General features: G+C 69.1%; 20 protein-coding genes, 1 tRNA gene and 1 pseudogene. 10 read left to right on the forward strand and 12 right to left on the reverse strand.

The window, feature by feature from the left end:
* Nucleotides 1-36 precede the first annotated feature (36 nt).
* Complete coding sequence (locus tag ACFX43_RS17450) at nt 37-390, forward strand: nuclear transport factor 2 family protein (protein ID WP_378830540.1); 354 nt, start codon at nt 37-39, stop codon at nt 388-390.
* Here ACFX43_RS17450 and ACFX43_RS17455 read toward each other — a convergent pair.
* Nucleotides 387-1,196 (reverse strand): alpha/beta fold hydrolase, encoded by an 810-nt coding sequence (locus ACFX43_RS17455; protein WP_378830546.1) that lies wholly within the window; start codon nt 1,194-1,196, stop codon nt 387-389. The genes ACFX43_RS17450 and ACFX43_RS17455 overlap by 4 nt on opposite strands.
* A 126-nt stretch (nt 1,197-1,322) precedes the next feature.
* Entirely contained in the window at nt 1,323-1,970 is a 648-nt protein-coding gene (locus ACFX43_RS17460) for an NAD(P)H oxidoreductase (protein WP_378830552.1), read from the reverse strand.
* Between the two features lie 80 nt (nt 1,971-2,050).
* Here ACFX43_RS17460 and ACFX43_RS17465 point away from each other — a divergent pair, with 80 nt between their 5' ends.
* From ACFX43_RS17465 to ACFX43_RS17475, 3 genes are all read left to right on the forward strand, one after another.
* Nucleotides 2,051-2,995 (forward strand): AraC family transcriptional regulator, encoded by a 945-nt coding sequence (locus ACFX43_RS17465; RefSeq protein ID WP_378830557.1) that lies wholly within the window; start codon nt 2,051-2,053, stop codon nt 2,993-2,995.
* Nucleotides 2,996-3,134: 139 nt separating this feature from the next.
* Nucleotides 3,135-3,209: transfer RNA gene (locus tag ACFX43_RS17470), tRNA-Val, on the forward strand.
* Between the two features lie 302 nt (nt 3,210-3,511).
* On the forward strand, nt 3,512-4,012 hold the full coding sequence (locus ACFX43_RS17475; RefSeq protein ID WP_378830563.1) for an ArsI/CadI family heavy metal resistance metalloenzyme: 501 nt from the start codon (nt 3,512-3,514) through the stop codon (nt 4,010-4,012).
* 322 nt (nt 4,013-4,334) lie between these two features.
* Here ACFX43_RS17475 and ACFX43_RS17480 read toward each other — a convergent pair whose 3' ends face one another.
* Both ACFX43_RS17480 and ACFX43_RS17485 read right to left on the reverse strand, forming a co-directional pair.
* Nucleotides 4,335-5,084, reverse strand: a complete 750-nt coding sequence (locus ACFX43_RS17480) for an SDR family NAD(P)-dependent oxidoreductase (protein ID WP_378830570.1) — start codon at nt 5,082-5,084, stop codon at nt 4,335-4,337.
* 25 nt (nt 5,085-5,109) lie between these two features.
* Nucleotides 5,110-6,252, reverse strand: coding sequence for an acyl-CoA dehydrogenase family protein (locus ACFX43_RS17485; RefSeq protein WP_378830577.1), 1,143 nt, complete (start codon nt 6,250-6,252; stop codon nt 5,110-5,112).
* Nucleotides 6,253-6,484: 232 nt separating this feature from the next.
* On the opposite strand from ACFX43_RS17485, the gene ACFX43_RS17490 reads away from it, so the two are divergent.
* Nucleotides 6,485-7,132: a TetR/AcrR family transcriptional regulator gene (locus ACFX43_RS17490; RefSeq protein WP_378830582.1), complete on the forward strand. Its 648-nt coding sequence runs from the start codon at nt 6,485-6,487 to the stop codon at nt 7,130-7,132.
* A 49-nt stretch (nt 7,133-7,181) separates the two neighbouring features.
* On the opposite strand, the gene ACFX43_RS17495 is transcribed toward ACFX43_RS17490, so the two are convergent.
* From ACFX43_RS17495 to ACFX43_RS17520, 6 genes are all read right to left on the reverse strand, one after another.
* Nucleotides 7,182-7,472: a phosphopantetheine-binding protein gene (locus ACFX43_RS17495; RefSeq protein WP_378830586.1), complete on the reverse strand. Its 291-nt coding sequence runs from the start codon at nt 7,470-7,472 to the stop codon at nt 7,182-7,184.
* Complete coding sequence (locus tag ACFX43_RS17500; protein ID WP_378830593.1) at nt 7,469-8,695, reverse strand: dihydrolipoamide acetyltransferase family protein; 1,227 nt, start codon at nt 8,693-8,695, stop codon at nt 7,469-7,471. Before ACFX43_RS17500 ends, ACFX43_RS17495 begins: the two co-directional genes overlap by 4 nt.
* Nucleotides 8,696-8,698: 3 nt before the next feature.
* Complete coding sequence (locus tag ACFX43_RS17505; RefSeq protein ID WP_378830601.1) at nt 8,699-9,688, reverse strand: alpha-ketoacid dehydrogenase subunit beta; 990 nt, start codon at nt 9,686-9,688, stop codon at nt 8,699-8,701.
* A complete protein-coding gene (pdhA, locus tag ACFX43_RS17510; protein WP_378830609.1) occupies nt 9,685-10,692 on the reverse strand; it encodes a pyruvate dehydrogenase (acetyl-transferring) E1 component subunit alpha in 1,008 nt (335 codons plus the stop codon). The genes ACFX43_RS17505 and pdhA overlap by 4 nt, the downstream gene beginning before the upstream one ends.
* The gene (acsA, locus tag ACFX43_RS17515; protein ID WP_378830614.1) at nt 10,689-12,437 is read right to left on the reverse strand and encodes an acetate--CoA ligase; all 1,749 of its coding nucleotides are present in this window, start codon (nt 12,435-12,437) and stop codon (nt 10,689-10,691) included. The genes pdhA and acsA overlap by 4 nt, the downstream gene beginning before the upstream one ends.
* Before the next feature lie 108 nt (nt 12,438-12,545).
* Nucleotides 12,546-12,998: a hypothetical protein gene (locus tag ACFX43_RS17520; protein WP_355018435.1), complete on the reverse strand. Its 453-nt coding sequence runs from the start codon at nt 12,996-12,998 to the stop codon at nt 12,546-12,548.
* Nucleotides 12,999-13,179: 181 nt separating this feature from the next.
* Between ACFX43_RS17520 and putP the strand changes: the two genes are divergently transcribed.
* Both putP and ACFX43_RS17530 read left to right on the forward strand, forming a co-directional pair.
* Entirely contained in the window at nt 13,180-14,688 is a 1,509-nt protein-coding gene (gene putP, locus ACFX43_RS17525; RefSeq protein ID WP_378830622.1) for a sodium/proline symporter PutP, read from the forward strand.
* 216 nt (nt 14,689-14,904) lie between these two features.
* A pseudogene (locus tag ACFX43_RS17530) lies at nt 14,905-15,018 on the forward strand (cold-shock protein); the annotation flags it as partial.
* Here ACFX43_RS17530 and ACFX43_RS17535 read toward each other — a convergent pair.
* On the reverse strand, nt 14,991-15,740 hold the full coding sequence (locus ACFX43_RS17535) for a TatD family hydrolase (protein ID WP_378830632.1): 750 nt from the start codon (nt 15,738-15,740) through the stop codon (nt 14,991-14,993). The pseudogene ACFX43_RS17530 and the gene ACFX43_RS17535 sit on opposite strands and share 28 nt — an antisense overlap.
* Before the next feature lie 207 nt (nt 15,741-15,947).
* Between ACFX43_RS17535 and ACFX43_RS17540 the strand changes: the two genes are divergently transcribed.
* Entirely contained in the window at nt 15,948-16,325 is a 378-nt protein-coding gene (locus ACFX43_RS17540) for a hypothetical protein (RefSeq protein WP_378830642.1), read from the forward strand.
* A gap of 28 nt (nt 16,326-16,353) precedes the next feature.
* Here the strand turns inward: ACFX43_RS17540 and rsmI are convergent, their stop codons facing one another.
* Nucleotides 16,354-17,205 (reverse strand): 16S rRNA (cytidine(1402)-2'-O)-methyltransferase, encoded by an 852-nt coding sequence (rsmI, locus tag ACFX43_RS17545; RefSeq protein WP_378830650.1) that lies wholly within the window; start codon nt 17,203-17,205, stop codon nt 16,354-16,356.
* A 33-nt stretch (nt 17,206-17,238) separates the two neighbouring features.
* Here rsmI and ACFX43_RS17550 point away from each other — a divergent pair, with 33 nt between their 5' ends.
* Together ACFX43_RS17550 and ACFX43_RS17555 are read left to right on the forward strand one after the other, a co-directional pair.
* Nucleotides 17,239-19,020 (forward strand): dolichyl-phosphate-mannose--protein mannosyltransferase, encoded by a 1,782-nt coding sequence (locus ACFX43_RS17550; protein WP_378830654.1) that lies wholly within the window; start codon nt 17,239-17,241, stop codon nt 19,018-19,020.
* On the forward strand, nt 19,011-20,147 hold the full coding sequence (locus ACFX43_RS17555; protein WP_378830664.1) for an N-acetylglucosamine-6-phosphate deacetylase: 1,137 nt from the start codon (nt 19,011-19,013) through the stop codon (nt 20,145-20,147). The genes ACFX43_RS17550 and ACFX43_RS17555 overlap by 10 nt, the downstream gene beginning before the upstream one ends.
* Nucleotides 20,148-20,156 lie beyond the last annotated feature (9 nt).

The following is a 20,156-nucleotide window of genomic DNA, read 5'->3' on the forward strand; positions in this document are numbered from 1 at the left end:
TGGGTGGTGAAAGCCGATCCGACCTGAGGAGATCCGATGACCGCATCCGCTGCCGAGCTCGCCGAGGCGTACTTCACCGCCTGGCAGGAGCGTGACTTCACCCGCCTGCGCGCGCTGCTGGCCGACGAGGTCAGCTTCGCCGGCCCGCTCGCCACGATCGAGGGCGCCGACGAATGCGTCGCCGGACTCGAGGGCATGGCCCAGGTGCTCGACAAGATCGAGGTAAAAGAACGGCTCGCCGACGGGCCGAGCGTGATCACCTGGTTCGACCTGCACACCACCGTCGCCGAGCCCGCCCCCACCGCCAACTGGATGCGCGTCGAGGACGGGCTGATCACCGAGGTCCGGGTCGCCTTCGACCCACGCGGGATCCTCGCCGCTCGGGGCTAGGCGACCTGCTGGTCGCGCGGCTGCGTTCGTGCGGTCTCGCGGATGACCTCGGCCACCAGGTCGGGGTCATCGTTCATCGGTACGTGACCGCAGCCCGCCAGCCATCGGTGGGTCGCGTGCGGAAGACGCCGCGCGGCCACCTTCGCCTGGTAGGGGAGGAGCGTGAGGTCGCGCGAGGCCCAGGCGACGGTGGTGGGGACTTCGGTCTGCGTCGGCCCTGGATAGCTGTAGCGGTAGACGCCGCTGAAGAACGTCCTGATCCCCTCGCGCGAGGCGACCATGTTGGCCGTGTCGGCGGCCGCGACGGCTGGGTCGAGCCGGTCGGGGTGGGCGAAGAAGCAGCCCATCGTGACCGTACGCGCCACCCGCGACTGCAGCAGCGTCCCCGCCACCGGCGCCAGCGGCCGCGCGACCGCCTGGATCCCGGCGAACAGGCCCCTTACGTAGAGGTAGTCGACGCCGTTCATCCAGAACCCGGCGGGGGAGAGCGCCGTCACCGATCGCGCGTGCCCGGCATCGGCCATCTCCAGCGCGAGCAGCCCGCCGAGGCTGTTGCCGGCGACGTGCGGCCGTTCGATCCCGAGCTCTTCTCGCAGCTCGTTCAACTCGTGGGTCACCGCCTCCCGCACCGTACGCCCCGCCAGATCGAACGCCGGCGACTCACCGTGCCCCGGCAGATCGATCGTGATCACCTCGAACTCGTCGGCCAGCCGCTCCACCACCCCGCCCCACGCCTGCCTGCGGTGCGCGATGCCATGGATCAGGAGCAGCGGCTCCCCGCTGCCGGTCCGTTCGTACGCGAGCATCCTCGCTCCTTCGGTTGCGTCTGGGCGTTGTGCCGAGGACTGAGAGCGTACGTCCGGCGTGTCCCGAATTGCGGGTCTGGCGGGATCAAAGAGCGTGTGCCACTCCGACGCGGCAGGCAGCCACGCTCATGCGGCGAACTCGTCGACCGCGGCCAGCACGCGGCGGTCAAAAGCGCGGTGCTGGCTGGCAAGCTCCTCTCCAGCCGGCGCTTCACCGACGATGAGGTTCCCCAGCTCATCGACCGACTGAGGCTGGTCCTCGGCATCCGGAAGCACTGCGACGGCAGACTTCGCGAAACCGCAGTAGTAGGCGATGCCCTCACTCAACTGAGCCTCCAGCAGGTCGGCCATGGGCGCGACGATCGGGTCCTCGGCGGTAGCACCGGCGAGCCCGACCCACAAGACGCGCTTCCCCGCCAACCGCGGATCGCTGCGGCCGTACGCGAACCCGTAGTTCCACACGCGGTCGATCCACCCCTTGAGGAGCGCCGGCGTGCTCTGCCAGTAGATCGGGAAGACCACGACCAGTAGGTCGGCGGCGAGGATTCGTTCCATGTGCTGCTGCACCTGCACCGAGTACGCCTTGTCCCGGTCGGTCCAGTCAGGCTCGTCCTCGACCGTCATCCTGGGGTCGAAACCCTCGGAGCGAAGGTCGAGGACATCAATGTCGTGCTCGGCTGCACGGAGACGTTCGGCGACCAGCTCGGCGACGTGCGCGGTTCGTGAGTCGGGTCGGTGATGCGAGACGACGACAAGCGTTCGTGTAGTTGTCATGAGACGAGTACAGCGCGATGTGTTTAGACGATCCATGGTTTCCTGGCTCTGATTGATAGGAGATCGTCTACGCTTTGAGCATGGATCCGCTGAGCTCACTTCTGTCAGGCATCCGTGCCGAAGGCTCCGTCGTGACCTCGGCCGTGCTGAGCACACCGTGGTCCATCCATTTTGCGGACCAGGCGGCTTTGACGATGGTCACGGTGCTGCGCGGTGGCGGCGTGCTTCATCTCTCCGACGGAGACAGCCGGAGGGTGAGGCCGGGGGAGACCGCACTCGTTCGCGGTCCTGCTCCGTTCCTGCTCGCCGATCGCGCCGATCGTGCCGACCGTGCCGACGTCGTCGACGACCCCGCGACGCGCTACGAGGTCGCCTGCTTCCTGTGTGACGACGAGGACCAGTACGTGACGCCATCACCCGATGTGGACGCGACGACCCTCGTAGTCGGGGTCTACCGGACGGCTGGCCTTCGTTCGGACAGAGTGCTCGACACGCTGCCGCCAGTGTTGATCGTCGAGGAGGAGCCTGGCGTTTGCGACTGGATGGAGACGGTCGCCTGCGACGCTGCGAACCTTCAACCGGGGTCGCAAGCACTCATGGATCGGATGCTCGACTGGGCCATGGTGTGCACACTGCGCACCTGGTTCGAACGAAGCGGCGCCGACGCGCCGGCGTGGTATCGCGGACTGGCAGACCCTATCGTCGGACCAGCCCTCGAGGCGGTCCATCGCCGACCGACCGAGCGATGGACGGTGGCTGGGATGGCGGCGGAGGCTGGCGTGTCCCGGGCGCTGTTCGCCCGCCGATTCCGCGAGGTCGTCGGCAGTCCTCCCCTGACGTACGTCACCGAACACCGTCTCGACGAGGCCTCCGACCTGCTGACGAGCACGGACCTCGGCGTCGCGCAGATCGCCAAAGCGGTCGGGTACGCCGACTCGTTCGGGTTCAGTGCGGCATTCAAGCGGGCCCGTGGCAGCAGCCCGACTGCCTTCAGGCACGCATTGTCATACGCTTCCCGCCCATGAGCGGACCGTGGGCGGCCCCAGGCGTCGAGGCGTCCTCGCGTGAGGGTCCGCTCCGGTGCCCGTGGCTTGGCGAATGTGATCCGATGGACGGGTTGCGGTAGGGTTTCGACAGCAGCGAGCCGCTCGGCGGCAAGCGATTGCGTGATTGGCGCAGTGGTAGCGCACTTCGTTCACACCGAAGGGGTCACTGGTTCGAACCCAGTATCACGCACCACCTTGAAAAGGCCGTCTGACCTGCTGAGAAGCAGATCAGACGGCCTTTCTGGTCGTCGGCTCACCGTGGTTCCGTGGCATCCGCCAAAGTGGGCGAGCAGAGCGATGTCCGGTGCGATGCCCTCGACCGTCGCGTCGCGAATAACGGCCCCGCATTCGTCGCCGGAGGCCGGTTCTTCTGGCAGCCCTTCTGACGCCGGCGCGCCTGTGTCTGCCGGCGGCTGCCGTAAAGCATTGACAGTTGTCGATATGAGGCGCAAGATCTCATATCGACAACCATCAATATCTCCCTCAGGAGGAGCCATGTCTCGCATCCAGCTCGCGCTCAACGTCGACGATCTCGAGGAGTCGGTCGCGTTCTACTCGACGCTGTTCGGCGTCGAGCCGGCCAAGACCAAGCCCGGCTATGCCAACTTCGCGGTCGCCGAGCCGCCCCTCAAGCTGGTGCTCGTCGAGAACCCTGGCCGAGGCGGCACCGTCAACCACCTCGGCGTCGAGGTGGCCGACACCGACACGGTCGACGCCGAGCAGAACCGCCTGCACGCCGCCGGGTTCGCCTCGGTCGACGAGCGCGCCACCACCTGCTGCTACGCCAAGCAGGACAAGTTCTGGGTCGAGAACGCCCCGAACGGTGAGCGCTGGGAGGTCTACACGGTGCTCGCCGACAGCGACACCTTCAACGCATCACAGGCCGTTGGTGGCGACGAGGCCGGCGGGTCGACCTGCTGCGGTTCGTCCGCGGAGTCGGTCCCTGAGTCGGTCTCTGGGCCGGCCTCTGAGCCGGCCGCCGCCGGATGCTGCTGACTGTCGGCCGGTCAGAACCACCATCATCAGAAAAGGAGGAGATCCCGTGAGACCAGTGGACCTCACCAGTGCGGTTGCCGAACAGCAGATCGGCGACCGGATCGAGCAGGCACGCAAGGCACGCCTCATCGCGATCGCTCGTTGCTGCCACCCGAGCACATGGAGGCAGGCACTCGCCCGAGCGGTTGCCTTGGCTCGATCTGCTGCTCAACGCTCACCGTTGCAGCAGCCCGGCGTCTGCTGCAGCTGAACGACAGGACCGCGACGATGGTCGCACCGGTGGGGCCATCGTCGCGGTCCTGCAGCAGGTCGATGGGACGGTTCAGCGGGGTGCCATACGCAGCGCGCCGTCCATGCGGACGGTCTCGCCGTTGATGTAGTCGTGCTCGACCAGCTGCGTGACGAGCTGGGCGAAGTCGGCCGGCTGGGCCAGTCGCTTCGGGAACGGCACGCCCTCGGCCAGCCCGGCGCGGAACTCTTCGCTGATGGTGGCGAGCATCGGGGTCTCGACGATGCCGGGGGCGATGGTGTTGACCCGGATGCCGTGCTGCGCGAGGTCGCGAGCGGCGGGCAGCGTGAGGCCGACGACACCGCCCTTGGACGAGGAGTAGGCGACCTGGCCGACCTGGCCCTCGAAGGCGGCGACAGAGGCGGTGTTGATCACGACTCCCCGCTGTCCGTGCTCGAGCTGCTCGGTGGCTGCGATCGCCTCCGAGGCGAGCGCGAGCACGGTGAAGGTCCCGATCAGGTTCACCTCGACCACCTTGCGATACAGGCCGAGGTCGTGGACGCCGCCGCGTCCGAGCACCCTGGCCGAGGGCCCGATCCCGGCGCAGTTCACGACGACCCGCAGCGGCCCTGCCTCCGCGGCGAGGGCGACGGCCTGCCGGACCTCCGCCTCGCTGGTCACGTCTGCCTTCACGTACGTGACGTTCTCCAGCGTCGGCGCGTCGGTGGTGTCGAGGTCGATGCCGAACACGCGTGCTCCGCGTGCGGCGAGCGCCGCGGCGGTGGCATTGCCCAGCCCCGACGCTGCGCCGGTGACGATGGCCGAGATGTTGTCGATCTGCATGGGAGGTCTCCGATCTGGTGGATGGTCAGCGGTTGAGCGCGCGGCTGATGACGAGGCGCTGGATCTGGTTGGTTCCCTCGAAGATCTGCATGACCTTCGCCTCGCGCATGTAGCGCTCCACCGGGAAGTCGCGGGTGTAGCCGGCACCGCCGAGGACCTGGACGGCGTCGGTGGTGACCTTCATGGCGTTGTCGGTGCACACGAGCTTTGCGATGGAGGCCTGGCGGCTGAACGGCCGACCTGCGTCCCGCAGCCGGGCCGCGTGGAGGTACGTCGCTCGTGCCGACTCGGTCGCGGCGGCCATGTCGGCGATGAGGAAGCCGAGGCCCTGGTGCTCGATGATCGGCTTGCCGAACGCCTCCCGCTCCTGCGCGTACGCCAGGGCGGCATCGAGCGCGGCCTGGGCGACGCCGGTCGCCACCGCGGCGATACCGAGGCGCCCGGAGTCCAGCCCGGCCAGTGCGATCGGGAGTCCCTGCCCCTCCGCGCCGAGGCGTCGCTCGGCCGATACCCGCACGCCGTCGAAGAGCATCGTCGCGGTCGTCGAGCTCATCAGGCCCATCTTCTGCTCCGGGGTGTCGACGGTCAGGCCCTCGGCGTCGGCAGGGACCAGGAAGCACGAGATCCCTCGGCCGCCGTCGTCGGACGTCCGAGCCATGACCTTGTAGAAGTCGGCCTTGCCGCCGTGCGTGGTCCAGGCCTTGGCTCCGGTGATCACGTAGTCGTCGCCGTCGCGGACGGCCCGGGTGCGCATCGCAGCGGGGTCGGAGCCGGCGTGAGCCTCGGACAGGCAGTACGCCCCGAGCAGGTCCCCGGAGAGCATCTCGGGCAGCCACCTCTCCTTCTGCTCCGTGCTGCCGGCGTGGAAGAGACCGAAGCAGCTCAGCGCGTGCACGCTGGTGCCGACCCCGACGGCCGCCCATGCCGAGGCGATCTCCTCGACGACCTGGAGGTAGACCTCGTAGGGCTGGCCGCCACCGCCGTACTCCTCGGGGTAGGGGAGTCCCAGCAGGCCTGCTCGGCCCAGGGTGCGGAAGACGTCTCGTGGGAACGTCGCGGTGCGCTCGGCCTCGTCGACCGAGCTTCGGAGCTCCTTGTCGACGATGGTCCTTGTCAGGTCGATCAGGTCGGCCGACTCCTCGGTCGGCATCAGCCGCTCTGCGGGCATGGGTGAGTTCCTCTCGGGGCGGGGATGGGTGGTGGCTGAGGCGTACGGAAGTCAGGACAGGTGCGCCGGAGCCGGTCGACGGTGGCGGGGGAATGGGCTACAGTCAACACTGACTGTAGTCAGCGCTGACTGCAGCTGGCAAGCGCCATCGGGAGAATCACGTGCGCGGGCGGTCTCGCTTGCGGCGCGCCCCGCACATGCGCTCGGCCAGGCCCGTAGGCTTGGCCGAGCGGTGAGTCGAGCAGGAGGTCAGGAATTGGTCGGCGGCAAGGCTGCGGACGCACCCAGGTACGGGGACTACGAGGCGCGCAGCCGGATGACCCAGCAGCACATCCTCGACAGTGCGATGGAGGTGCTGATCGAGTTCGGCTACAGCGGCGCGTCGACCTTGAAGATCCAGGAGCGCGCAGGTGTCAGCCGCGGCCGCCTGCTGCACCAGTACCCCCACCGTGACGCCCTCCTGGTGGCAGCGGTGCAGCACATTGCCGAGGCACGGGTCGGGAGCGCCGGTGAGCGGAGCGTGTGGCCGAGTGACCCGGGCGAGCGCATCGATGCGGCGGTCGACACGCTCTGGTCGATGTACCAGCAGGGCTACTTCTGGGCGTCCACCGAGCTGTGGCTGGCGGCGCGGTCCAATCCGCACCTGGCCGAGGCGCTCGCGCCGAAGGAGCAGGCGCTCGGTGCCACGATCCGTGCCGTGATCGACGAGATGTTCGGCCCCGAGCTGACCGCACGCCCGGCCTACCCCGACGTCCGCGACATCCTCAACACGAGCATGCGCGGGGTCGCCCTGACGTACGCCTTCGATCAGCGCGACCCCGTCTCCGACCCCCATCTGGCCAGCTGGAAGCGGATCGCTCGCAGCCAGCTCATCGCCTGATCGCGGTCTCCTCTCCGCCACCACGCGACAGCGGTTCCAGGGCGGCCCGCTACCTTCCGCTCAGACCATCGCCGCTGGTTTCGCGGCTGGTCAGGAACGCGATGGCGCGTGCCATCGTCGTGAGGTCGGGGTAGTCGGACTCGTCGATGCGGATGCCGGTCGCTCCGCTGAGCAGTTCGACGAAGGAGAGGAAGTCGAGCGAGTCGAGCTCCAGCTCGTCGCGGATCCGCGCGTCGTCGGCCAGGGTGTCGAGGTCGGCATCGGGCACGATCCGCCTGACCGCGGCGGCGATCGCGGCCCGGGCGGCATCGGGAGACATGGTGGTGGCGTCGTGGGTCATAGCTCCTCCGGGTGCTGCAGCCGTTGTTCGATGTCGGCGAGGAAGCGGGCACCGGTGAAGCCGTCGGTGGCGCGGTGGTCGCCCGCGAGAGTGAGGGTCGTGACCGGACGTACGCCGATCAGGCCGTCCACCGCCCACGGGCGTTCCACGACGCGGCCGAAGCCGACCAGCGCCACCTGCGGCGGGTAGATGACCCCGTACACCGTCTCCACGCCCTGGTCGCCGAGGTTCGTGACGGTGATGGTCGAGTCGCTCAGCTCGCTGCCGCGCAGGCGGCCCGTGCGGGCACGAGCCACGAGGTCACGCATCCCCGCCATCAGCTCCTCGATCGGGAGGTCGGCCGCGTTGTGCAGCGCGGGCGCGATCAGACCACCGCCGCGGAGGGAGATCGCGATGCCCAGGTGCACCGACCCTCCGGGGCTGAAAGCGTTGTCGACCCAGAAGCCGTTCATCGCCGGCGTCGCCTGCGCGGCGAGGGCGGTCGCCTTCAACATCAGCGCCGCCGGCACCAACCGGTGGCTCACGTCGAGGGCACGGTTGCGCTCGTGCAGCCAGTCCAGTGCACGCCCCAGATCGACCGTGGTCGAGAGGTAGTAATGGGGGATCTCCCGTTTCGAGCGGCTCATCAGGTGGGCGATCGCCGTGCGCATCGCCTCGGCCTTGGACGGCTGTTGCGCCGGGCGGGCCTCCTCGTGAACCGGCTCCGGCAGAGCAGGCGAGGGTGCTGCGGGCGAGGGCGCTGCCGCGGCACGTACGTCCTTGGCGCGGATCGGCGCGCCGTCCGCAGTCGTCAAGGTACGGAGGTCGACGCCCAGCTCCGCGGCCAGGCGTCGTGCCAACGGTGTGACGCGGACGGACTCAGGTCGCTCGGAGGCTTTGGTGGCATCGGCCTTCGTGGCGTCGACCTCCGCGACCGCTGGTGCGGCAGGTGGTGCTTCGGCCGCGACCGGCGGCGCGACGGATGCCTCGGGAGATGGCGCTGCGGCGACGCCGTCTCCCAGGACTGCCAGGACCTGCCCGACGGGGACCGTCGTCCCCGGCTCGACGAGCAGCTGCTGGACGACGCCCTCGACGAAGGACTCCACCTCGATGTTGGCCTTGGACGTGTCGACCACGGCGACGACGTCGCCCTTGTGGACGGTGTCACCGGGCTTGACCAGCCACTCCTGGAGCGTGCCCTCGTCCATGTCGGCGCCCAGCGAAGGCATCGTGAAGTCGGCCATGGCTCACCTCAGGACCTTGCGAGCGGCGGCGACTATGTCCTCGGTCTGCGGGAGGGCCGCGTCCTCGAGGTGCTTGGCGTAGGGGAGCGGCACCTCGGCGGTGCAGACCCGTTCCACCGGGGCGTCGAGGTCATAGAAGGCATGCTCCATGATCCGGGCGGTGACCTCGGCGGAGAGGCTGCCGCTCCGCCAGCCTTCGTCCACGATGACCGCACTATGGGTACGGCGTACCGAGTCGATGATCGTCGCGTCGTCGAGCGGGCGCAGGGTGCGCAGGTCGACGACCTCGGCGGAGATCTGGTCCTCGGCCAACATGTCGGCGGCTTCGAGCGCCTTGTGCAGGGTGCCGCCGTAGGCGATCAGCGAGAGGTCGGTGCCTGGCCGACGGACGACGGCGTGGTCGATGTCGACCGGGCCGGCATCCGCGGCGACCGTTCCCTTCAACGCGTACAACGAGCCGTGCTCGAAGATCAGCACGGGGTCGGGGTCGGCGAGGGCGGGGGCGAGCATGCCGCGGGCGTCCTCGAGCGTGGCCGGCGCGAGCACCCGAAGGCCGGGGATGTGGGCGTACCAGCCTTCGAGGCTGTGTGAGTGCTGGGCGGCGAGCTGCCGTCCGGCGCCGGTGGTCATCCGGATCACCAGCGGTACGTTGTACTGGCCGCCGGACATGTAGAGGATCGACGCGGCCGTGTTCATGATCTGGTCGAGCGCGAGCAGGCTGAAGTTGACGGTCATCACCTCGACGATCGGTCGCATCCCGCCGATCGCCGCTCCGATGCCGGCGCCCACGAAGGCCGACTCGGACAGCGGGGTGTCCCGGATCCGCTCGGTGCCGAACTCCTCGATCAGGCCGAGACTCACCGCGAAGCAACCCCCGTAGTCACCGACGTCCTCGCCCAGCAGGAACACCCGGTCGTCCTCGTGGAGCGCCTCGCGCAGCGCCTCCCGGAGCATGTCGCGGTAGGTGGTCTCCACCGCGGTCGTCGTGGTCATGATGCTTCCTTGTCCGAGGTCACGAATCGGGTCAGGTCCTCGACCGGCTCCAGTGGGCCCTCCTCGGCGGTCGCGACGGCCAGGTCGATCTCGGCGGCGATCTCGGCCTCCATCGCGGTCAGCGCCTGGTCGGTGAGCTGGGCGTCGGCTCGCATCACCTTCTGAAGCGCGTCGATCGGGTCGCGCTTCTTCCAGGCCTCGATCTCCGCCTTGTCCCGGTAGCGGTCCGGGTCGTACATGGAGTGCGCCCGGAACCGGTACGTCGCCAGCTCGAGGAAATGCGGCCCACCGCCAGATCGGATCCCGTCGACCGCCAGGCGCGTCGCGCGCTCGACGGCGAGCACGTCCATGCCGTCGACAGGTGCCGCGACGAGGCCGTAGGACGAGGCGCGCAGCGCGAGGTCGGTCCGGCCGTGTTCCTTGGCGAGAGCGGTGCCCATCGCGTACCGGTTGTTCTCGCAGCAGAAGAGCACCGGGAGCCGCCACAGGCTGGCCAGGTTGAGCGACTCGTGGAACTCGCCCTCCGCCGCGGCGCCCTCGCCGAAGAAGCACACCGTTACTCGGTCCCGTCCCTGCAGCTTGTCGGCCAGAGCCAGGCCGACCGCCAGCGGGATCCCGCCACCGACGATCGCGTTGCCTCCGACGAACGCGCTGGGCTTGTGGAACAGATGCATCGACCCGCCGCGGCCGCGGCTGCAGCCGGTCTGCCGGCCGAACAGCTCCGCCATGATCGCGTCCATCGGTACGCCGCGGGCCAGCGCATGGCCGTGCTCTCGGTACGTCGACACGATCGCGTCGTCCGGGGCCAGCGCGGAGACGACGCCGGTGGCGATCGCCTCCTCCCCGACGTACAGATGCAGGAACCCGCGGATCTTGGTGGAGCTGTACAGCTCGGCGCACCGCTCCTCGAAGCGGCGGATGGCCAGCATCGTGCGGAGCAGGTCGGCCCGGTGCTTGGCCACGGGGGTGTCCTTCGTCTGCGGAGAGCGGCGCCGGGTGGTCATGACGGGCGCTCCAGGGTGGACAGGTCGCCCTCGGGCAGGCCGAGCTCACGCGCCTTCAGCAGCCGGCGCATCACCTTGCCGCTGCTGGTGTGCGGGAGGTGCTGATCGAACGCGATCTCCTTCGGCGCGAGACCGCCGAGCCGCCGCCGACAGAAGGCGAGCAGCTCCAGGGAGAGATCGTCGGATGCCTCGAACCCGGGTTTGAGCGTGACGAACGCCTTGACGAGCTCACCCGCCACCGGATCGGGCTTGCCGATGACTCCGGCCTCGAGCACGGCGGGGTGCTCCATCAGCGCGGTCTCGACCTCGAACGGTCCGATCAGATGTCCGGCGGACTTGATCACGTCGTCGGCTCGGCCGACGAACCAGAAGTAGCCGTCGGAGTCGACCCGTGCCAGGTCGCCGGTGAGGTACCAGCCGCCGGCGAAGCACGACTCATAACGCTCTCGTTCGTTCAGGTAGCCGCGGAACATCGAGGGCCATCCCGGCCGCAGGGCGATCTCGCCGACCTCGTCGGTGCCTGCCTCTTGGGCGGATCCGTCGGTGATCGCGGCCCGGCCATCGTCCCCACGGGTCAGCACCGCGGCCCGGATGCCCGGCATCGGCCGGCCCATCGAGCCGGGACGTACCTCCGTGCCCGGGTAGTTGCTGATCATGATCGCGCCGGTCTCGGTCTGCCACCAGTTGTCGTGCACCGTCAGGGCGTAGGCCTCGCGGCCCCAGAGCACCACCTCGCGGTTGAGCGCCTCGCCGACGCTCGCGATGTGCCGCAGCGCGGAGAGGTCGTGCTGCCGGGGGAGGTCGGTGCCGTACTTGACGAGCATGCGCAGTGCGGTGGGCGCGGTGTACCAGACATCGACCCGCTGCTGCTCGAGCAACCGGTACCACGCGCCGGCGTCGAACTCGCCGGCATAGCTGATCAGGGTGGCGCCGTGGGTGAGCGGCGCGATGATGCCGTACGACGTGCCGGTCACCCAGCCCGGGTCGGCCGTGCACCAGAACACGTCCCCGCGGCGCAGGTCCAGCGCGAAGGAGGAGGTGGCGTGGTGCGCCACGACGGCCTCGTGCACGTGCACGGCTCCCTTGGGCTTGCCGGTCGTGCCGCTGGTGAAGTGGAGGAGGGCCATGTCCTCGGGGTCGGTCTGGGGGATCGAGTAGTCGGGCGACGCCGCGGCCAGCGCCGGGTCGAGCGCGATCGTCCCCTCGACGGCGGCGTCGCCCACGACCAGCACGTGTTCGAGTTGCGGCAGGTCGGCGCGGATCGGCGCGACCTTGCGCCGGTAGAACTGCGGGGTGGTGACCAGCACGCGGGCACCGCTGAGCAGCGCCCGGTCGCGGATCGGCCCGGGGCCGAACGAGGAGAACAACGGCGAGAAGACCGCGGTGTGCTTGAGCGTCCCGAGCGCGACGACGTACTGCTCGGGCTGCCGGCCGAGCAGGCTCATCACCCGATCACCCTTCTCCACGCCGAGTCCGGCCAAGAGGTTCGCGAAGCGGCTGGTACGTGCCGCCAGCTCGGCGTAGGTCAGGTCCTCGAACGTGCCGTCCTCGGCCACGCACCTGATCGCCACGACGTCGCCGCGGCCCTCGGTCAGGTGCCGGTCGACGGCGACATGGGCGATGTTCAGCCCGCGGCCGCCGGGAACGTCGGGGAGGCCGGCGCGCACCGACTCCCAGGTGAAGTCGCGGCACGCATCCTCGTAGTCGGTGAAGGCCCGGAGCTCTCCGTCGATGACTGCCTGCATGCCAAACCCCCTCGCGACGCTCTGTCGGTACGACTCTCGCTCGTGGGGGAGGCGGGCCGGCAGGGCCCAAAGTGGGACCAGCGAAGGGCTTTGGTCACCGCGGGGGGACTAGCGCGCGAGGTCGGCGCGCGCCTGCTCCAGGACGCGGTCGAGCTCCACGTAGATCTCGTCGTGCCGCTCCCGGAGTTCGTCGAGACCAGGTGCGTCGTTGAGGTCGCCGATCGCCTGGCGGAGGGCTTCGAATCCCTTGGGGATCTTCCCGCCCGCGCTGAGGATGCTCAGCTGGCCGATGGCTGCGCGAGCGGCTGAGTTGTTGCGGTACGCCTCCTGACGCAACGACTCCCGCTCTGCCGCCGGGAGGTCGGCGAGGCGAGCCTTGACGCGGCTGTAGGTGACGCGTTCGAACTCGTACAGGCTCGCAGCGCACTCGCCGTACACGCGCACCCTGGCGTCCAGCAGCTGAAGGTCGCGGGAGTTCCGGTGCTGCCAGTACGCGCCCCACCAGGCCCCGAGGAGGGTGGCGAGGATGCCCATCGCGGTCACAACGACAGTCGTAGTCACGTCGGAAGACCGTAGGGCATGCGACGAGGCCGCGCATCGGAAACCGTGCCTGGCTGCCGTCCGAGCCGGTGCCAAGCGGCCTCAGCCGTGGCGTAGCGCAGTCGTGGGGTGCCGATCACAGTCAAACGCGGTCTACGGGTTAGGTTCTGCGGCGGCATTCCCCCGATCTTGGAGTTTCTCGATGTCAGACCTGACCTATCAAATGCTGGCGTTGGTGGCCTATATGGTCGCCATGCTCGGCATCGGCGCCTGGGCGTACCGGCGCACCTCGAACCTCGACGACTACATGCTGGGCGGGCGCGATCTCGGCCCGATGGTGAGTGCGTTGAGTGCGGGTGCCTCGGACATGTCGGGGTGGTTGCTCATGGGCCTGCCTGGTGCGATCTACGCGACCGGGCTGATGGAGGGCTGGATCGCTGTCGGTCTGACCGTCGGCGCCTGGCTCAACTGGAAGGTCGTGGCGCCGCGGCTGCGGACGTACACCGAGGTCTCGGGTGACTCGATCACCGTGCCCAGCTTCCTGGAGAACCGGCTCAAGGACTCCTCGCGGCTGCTGCGGATGGCCTCCGGGGCCGTGATCCTGGTGTTCTTCACCTTCTACGTGTCCTCGGGCATGGTCGCCGGCGGCGTCTTCTTCGAGAGCTCCTTCGGCACGGACTTCCACACCGGCATGCTGGTGGTGGCCGGGGTCGTGGTGGCGTACACGCTCTTCGGTGGGTTCCTCGCGGTCTCCTACACCGACTTCGTGCAGGGCGCGATCATGCTGCTCGCGCTGGTGCTGGTGCCCGTCGTCGGTGTCTTCGTGACCGGCGGGCCCGCCGAGACCGTGGACAGCATCCGCGCCGTCGACCCGTCGCGGCTGAGCATGCTCGAGGGTGCCACCGCGCTCGGTGTCATCTCGGCGGTGGCGTGGGGGCTGGGCTACTTCGGCCAGCCGCACATCATCGTCCGGTTCATGGCCCTGCGTACGGCGGGGGAGGCCGCCTCCGCGCGGCGGATCGGCATCGGCTGGATGCTGCTGAGCCTCTTCGGCGCTGTCGGCACCGCCCTCGTCGGCATCGCCTACTACCAGCAGAACCCCGACGCGAAGCTCGACGACCCGGAGGCGGTCTTCATCGTGCTCGGGCAGATCTTCTTCCACCCGCTGGTCGCGGGCATCATGCTCGCCGCCGTGCTCGCCGCGATCATGAGCACGATCTCCTCCCAGCTCCTGGTGACCTCCTCGGCGCTGGTGGAGGACCTCTACAAGGCGGTCTTCAAGAACGACGCCTCCGACCGCCAGCTTGTCCTGTTCGGCCGGCTCGCCGTGCTCGGCATCGCCGTCGTGGCTGCCGTCCTGGCCTGGCCCAAGAGCGGGACCGTGCTCGACCTGGTCGCGTACGCCTGGGCGGGCTTCGGTGCCTCCTTCGGCCCGATCATCCTGCTGGCGCTGTGGTGGCGGAAGCTCACCGCGGCCGGCGCGCTGGCCGGCTTGGTGGTCGGTGCCGTGACCGTCGTGGTGTGGGGCAACATCGACGCGCTCAGCTCGCAGATGTACGAGATCGTGCCGGGCTTCGCTCTCAACGCGATCGTCGCGGTCGTGGTCAGCCTCGCGACCTACCGGGAGAACCCGGACATCGAGGCCGAGTTCGACGAGGCGATCCGGTTGCTGGACGCTGCCGATTCGCGCGAGGAAGCGGCGCGGGTCTGACGCAACAGGCCCGGGATCTCGTGGAAACCACGATCCCGGGCCTGATGGCGTACTGTTGATCTTGTTGAAGGGATGGCTCTGTAAGCCATCCTGGCCGCACACCACGTCGCGGCTTGTATCTTTTATCTGGTTTTCGGTTCGCTGGACATCAGCACAGATGGATGTCTTCAGCGGCTTGGGGCACAGTGTCCCTTGCACCGAACAGAGGAAAAGATCATGGCTCAGGGAACCGTCAAGTGGTTCAACGCTGACAAGGGCTTCGGCTTCATCGCGCAGGACGGCGGCGGTGAGGACGTGTTCGTTCACTTCTCCGCCATCCAGACCAGCGGTTNAGGGATCATGTAGCTGGAGTTGATCGCGCCGCGGTGCGGGTGGGGCGTGAGGAACGGGGCATCGGTCTCGACCAGGATGCGGTCCTGGGGAGTGATCGCGAGGGCGTCGCGGAGGTACTGCGCGTTCTTGAACGTCACCGTGCCGGCGAAGGAGAGGTAGGCACCCCGGTCGAGGCACTGGCGGGCGAACTCGGGATCACCGGAGAAGCAGTGCATCACCCAGCGCTCGGGCGGTCCGACGCTGTCGATCACCTCGAGAACCGCCTCGTGGGCGTCGCGGTCGTGGATCATCAGGGTCTTGTCGAGGCGCTTGGCGATGTCGATGTGGCGCCGGAAGGAGTAGGCCTGGGTCTCGCGACCCTCCTCGTCGGTGCGGAAGAAGTCCATCCCGGTCTCCCCCACCACACGCACCTTGTCGTGCGCCCCGGCGAGCTTCTCGATCTCGTCCAGTGCGGCCTCCAGGTCGGGCTGGCGAGGCGCGTCGTTGGGGTGCAGCGCGACCCCGGCGACCATGTTGTCGTACGTCTGGGCCGCCTCGACCGCCCAGCGCGCACCGGGCAGGTCGCAGCCGATCTGGACCACCCTGGTCACCCCCACCGCCGCCGCCTGGGCGAGCGCCTCCTCGACCAGGAGAGCCTCGTCCCCCCTGACGATGTCGAGATGGGTGTGGTTGTCGACGACGGGCGCGGGCAATGACTCGGGAAGCGGCGGAAAACTCACGCCCCGATCCTAGTTCGCCCCGAGAAGTCAGTTTCTGACGCCGAGGCGTCGATCTTTGACGTCGAGGCGTCAGTTTCTGACCGCGAGAGGTCAGTCGAGCGACTTCGCGTGGTCAAGAACCGACTTCTCGGGGTCACGAACTGACTTCTCGGCGTCAGAAACTGACTTCTCGCGGTGAGGGGTCGGGCTCGCCGACATACTTCGCGCATGGATGTTGCCCTGCCTTGGTGGCGAGTGCCGCGGATGTTGGTCGCTGTCGGAGCGGTCGTTGCGGTGGGCGCTGGCGCCGGAGCGTACGCGGGGCTGCGCTCGCCCTGGGGCGCAAAGCACGCGCAGGTGGCGATTGGCGTCGCCATGCGGGCGAACCCGGACGACGATCTGGTGATGTTCGACGCCGACGATGGCGAGCAGCTCGACTTCCGCGCAGATGGGGTGCGGTGGGAGTCGGACGGCGTGGAAGGCGAGGGGGATCCGCCGTGTGTTCGTCGACCGCTCGCGAAGGCCAGGGTCGAGGTCGGGCACATATGGGTCGTCGGACCAAAAGGCGGACGTTCACCGCAGGTGGTGTGGGTGAAGTGCCTATGAGAACCGACTTTTCGGCGTCAGATTTCGCCTACTCGGCGGGTTTGTGGACTAGGTCGTAGACCTCGCGCTTCGGGACGCCGGCTCGTTTGGCTGCTTCGGCGATGGCTTCCTTCTTGGTGAGGCCGTCCTCTTGGAGGTCGGCCACGGCGGCGCGGAGGCTCTCGGGATCGTTGCCGATCTCGGCGGATGGGTCGGCACCGGTGACGACGATGGTGACCTCACCGCGTACTCCCTCAGCGGCCCAGTCGACGAGCTCGGCCAGTCCGCCGCGGCGTACTTCTTCGTGGGTCTTCGTCAGCTCGCGGCAGACGGCCGCAGCGCGGGCGTCGCCGAAGGCGTCGCGCATGGCTTCCAAGGCTGCCTGGGTGCGGTGGGGGGCTTCGAAGAAGACCATGGTGCGCTCCTCCTTGGCCAGCGAAGCGAGGCGGCGCGAGCGCTCACCGGCCTTGCGGGGCAGGAAGCCCTCGAAACAGAACCGGTCGACGGGGAGGCCGCTGACGGCCAGGGCGGTCAGGACGGCCGAGGGGCCGGGCACCGCGGTGACGCGTACGTCCTTCTCGACCGCGGCGGCGACCAGGCGATAGCCGGGGTCGGAGACCGATGGCATCCCGGCGTCGGTCACCAGCAGCACGCGGTTGCCGTCGAGGAGGTCGGCGAGCAGCGTCGGCGTACGCGCGGTCTCGTTGCCCTCGAAGTAGGAGACGATGCGGCCCTTGATCTCGACGCCGAGATCCGTCGTCAGCCGACGCAGGCGGCGGGTGTCCTCGGCGGCGATGACGTCCGCGGTGGCGAGCTCGGAGGCCAAACGGGGTGGGGCATCCTCGACCCGTCCGATCGGGGTTGCCGCAAGTACGAGCACGCCGTCCTCTGGAACTACCACCCCGATATTGTTGCAGGCTTATAAGGTTCCCTCGTGACGACGACGGTGACCGAGGAGCCGGAGCCCATGGAGGGCCTGGCCAGCACCCCCTCCGGTCACCTCCTTCCGACCGCCTGGGAACGCGCCCGGCGCCGCATCAACGGCTCGCCGCGGGCCGGCTGGGCGGCGACGATCGGGATCACCGCGCTCGCGTTCCTGCTGCGGCTGTGGCACCTGGGCACCCCGAAGGTCTTCGCCTTCGACGAGACCTACTACGCCAAGGACGCCTGGGCGCTGCTCGAGTACGGCTACGCGCGCAACTTCATCGAGGGCGCCGACGAGAACATCCTGGCCGGGCAGCTCGAGGGGCAGTTCGCCGACGGGCCGTCGATGATCGTCCATCCCGACGTCGGCAAGTGGCTCATCGCGATCGGCATCAAGCTCTTCGGGATGGACCCGTTCGGCTGGCGGATCGCGTCGGTCGTGGTCGGGTCACTGCTGGTGCTGCTGACGATCCGGTTCGTACGCCGCGTCTCCGGCTCCATGCTGCTCGGCCTCGTCGGCGGCATCCTGATCACCTTCGACGGGCTCGCGTTCGTGCTCTCGCGCCTGGCCCTGCTCGATCTCTTCGTCGCCTTCTTCCTGCTGCTCGCGGTGCACCTGATGGTGATGGACCGCGACTGGTACCGGCGGCGGTTCTCCGCCCTCGCGCCCACCCAGCTCGCCGCGCCGGGCGCGTGGGGACCCGTCCGCCAGATGCTGTTCCGTCCGTGGCTGCTCTGCTCTGGAGTCGCGTGGGGCCTGGCCATCGGCTCCAAGTGGGAGGCGCTCTACCCGCTGGCCGCCTTCGGTCTCCTCTACGTGGCCTGGTGCGCCGGGATGCGGCGCTCCTTCGGCGTACGGCTTTCCTGGCTTCGTGCCTGTGTGGCTGACGGGCCGACCGCTTTCGCGCACCTGGTCGGCGTCGCGCTGGCCGTCTACGTGATGACGTGGATCCCGTGGATGACCCACGCGGACGTCTACGAGGAGTCGCTCTCGGCGACGCAGTACACGCGCTACACCGGCGAGGGCCACTGCGAGAACAAGTCGTACGTCCCGGAGAACCTCAACGACAAGCGCTGGCCGACCGCCAACGAGCCGGACGCTTCCGGCCTCGGCGAGGTCAGTCAGTCGCTGCGGTCGCTGTGGTACTACCACCGCGACGTCTTCACCTTCCACACCCACTTCCTGGAGTGTGCCGAGCACACCTACGGGTCCCATCCGATCGGCTGGCTGGTCCTGAACCGGCCGGTCGGGGTCGCCGCCGACACCGGGATCCTGTCCGGCGCGAAGTCCCGCGGCGAGATGTGCGACGCCTCCCCCTCCACCGATCCCGACGGCGACGGTCCGGAGGAGGCGGGGACGTGCCTGCGACAGGTGCTGCTCCTGGGCACCCCGGTGCTGTGGTGGGGAGCGTTCGTCGCGCTGATCGTCTCGGCGTTCATGTGGGTCGCCGCGCGGGACTGGAGGTTCGGGGTCGCCGTGGTCGGAGTGCTGTCGACGTGGCTGCCCTGGCTGCAGTACGCCGGGCGGCCGATCTTCTCCTTCTACATGATCATCGCGCTGCCGTTCCTGGTGCTCGGCCTGTGCCTGTGTCTGGGCAAGCTGCTCGACCGGCCACCACCTCACGCCGGCGGCACGCCCGCCGCTCGGCGTCGCGTCGGGGGTGCCGTCGCCGCTGGCATCTTCGTCGTGCTGGTGATCTGCAACTTCGCCTGGTTCTGGCCGATCTACACCGATGAGCTGCTCACCCGGCAGGAATGGCTGACGAGGATCTGGTTCAAGCGATGGATCTAGAGCATGTGGTGCGCGGCCGAGTGCCGCGGCCGGGCGGCTTCGACGACGTCGTCGTGACGGTGTCCGCAGGGCTCGTCTCCGACGTGCGGGCGGCCGTCTCCGGCGACCCCTCGTCCTCGGGGATCCTGCTCCCGGGGCTGGTGGACATCCACAACCACGGCGGTGGCGGTGCCTCGTTCCACACCACGTCGCCGGACGAGATCGCCACCGCTGCCGGCGTTCACCACGCTGCCGGCACGACCACACTGCTGGCCTCGACCGTGACCGACTCGCCTTCCCGGTTGCTGTCGGTCGTCGCGGCGCTGGCCACGGCTGCCGAGGCCGGGCTGATCGCCGGCATTCACATGGAGGGGCCGTTCCTGGAGCACTCCTGCCGCGGCGCGCACGATCCGGCGCTGCTGCTCGCGCCGGACGTCGGGCTCGCCCGTGAGTTCGTCGCCGCCGCCCGGGGGCACCTGCGGGTGATGACGCTGGCCGCGGAGCTCCCCGGGGCCGACGAGGTGGCCTCGGTGCTCACCGAGGCCGGGGTCGTGGTGGCGCTGGGACACACCGCCGCGTCGGCGGAGCGGGCTCGCTCGTTCCTCTCCGGACCGGGGAGCCTGGTCACCCACCTCTTCAACGGGATGCCGCCCGCGCACCATCGTGACCCCGGCCCCGTGCTCGGATCCCTGGGCGCCGCCGGTGTCGGCGATGCCTGTGTGGAGCTGATCGCTGACGGCGTACACCTCGACGACGAGACGGTCCGGGCCGTGATGTCGATGGTGCCCGGCTCGGTCGTACTCGTCACCGACGCGATGGCCGCGGCCGGGATGGCCGACGGCGACTACCAGCTCGGACCTCTGTCCGTGGAGGTACGCTCCGGGGTCGCCCGCGTGGCCGACGGGACCGGCAACGGGTCGATCGCCGGAGGCACGTCGCGACTCATGGACCAGGTACGCCGCCATGCGGCCGCCGGTATCGACCTGGCCATGCTGATGAAGGCCGCGAGCCTGCGGCCGGCATCGGTGGTGGGCCTCGACGCGGGCCGCCTCGAGCCCGGCGCTCGCGCCGACCTGGTGCTCACCGACGAGTCGCTGCAGCCGACCCGGGTGATGCGCGGCGGGGCCTGGCTGACCACGCTCGCCTGATTCGCCGGC

The sequence above is a fragment of the Nocardioides sp. YIM B13467 genome (genome assembly GCF_042788075.1).
In the GTDB taxonomy this organism is placed as follows: domain Bacteria; phylum Actinomycetota; class Actinomycetes; order Propionibacteriales; family Nocardioidaceae; genus Nocardioides.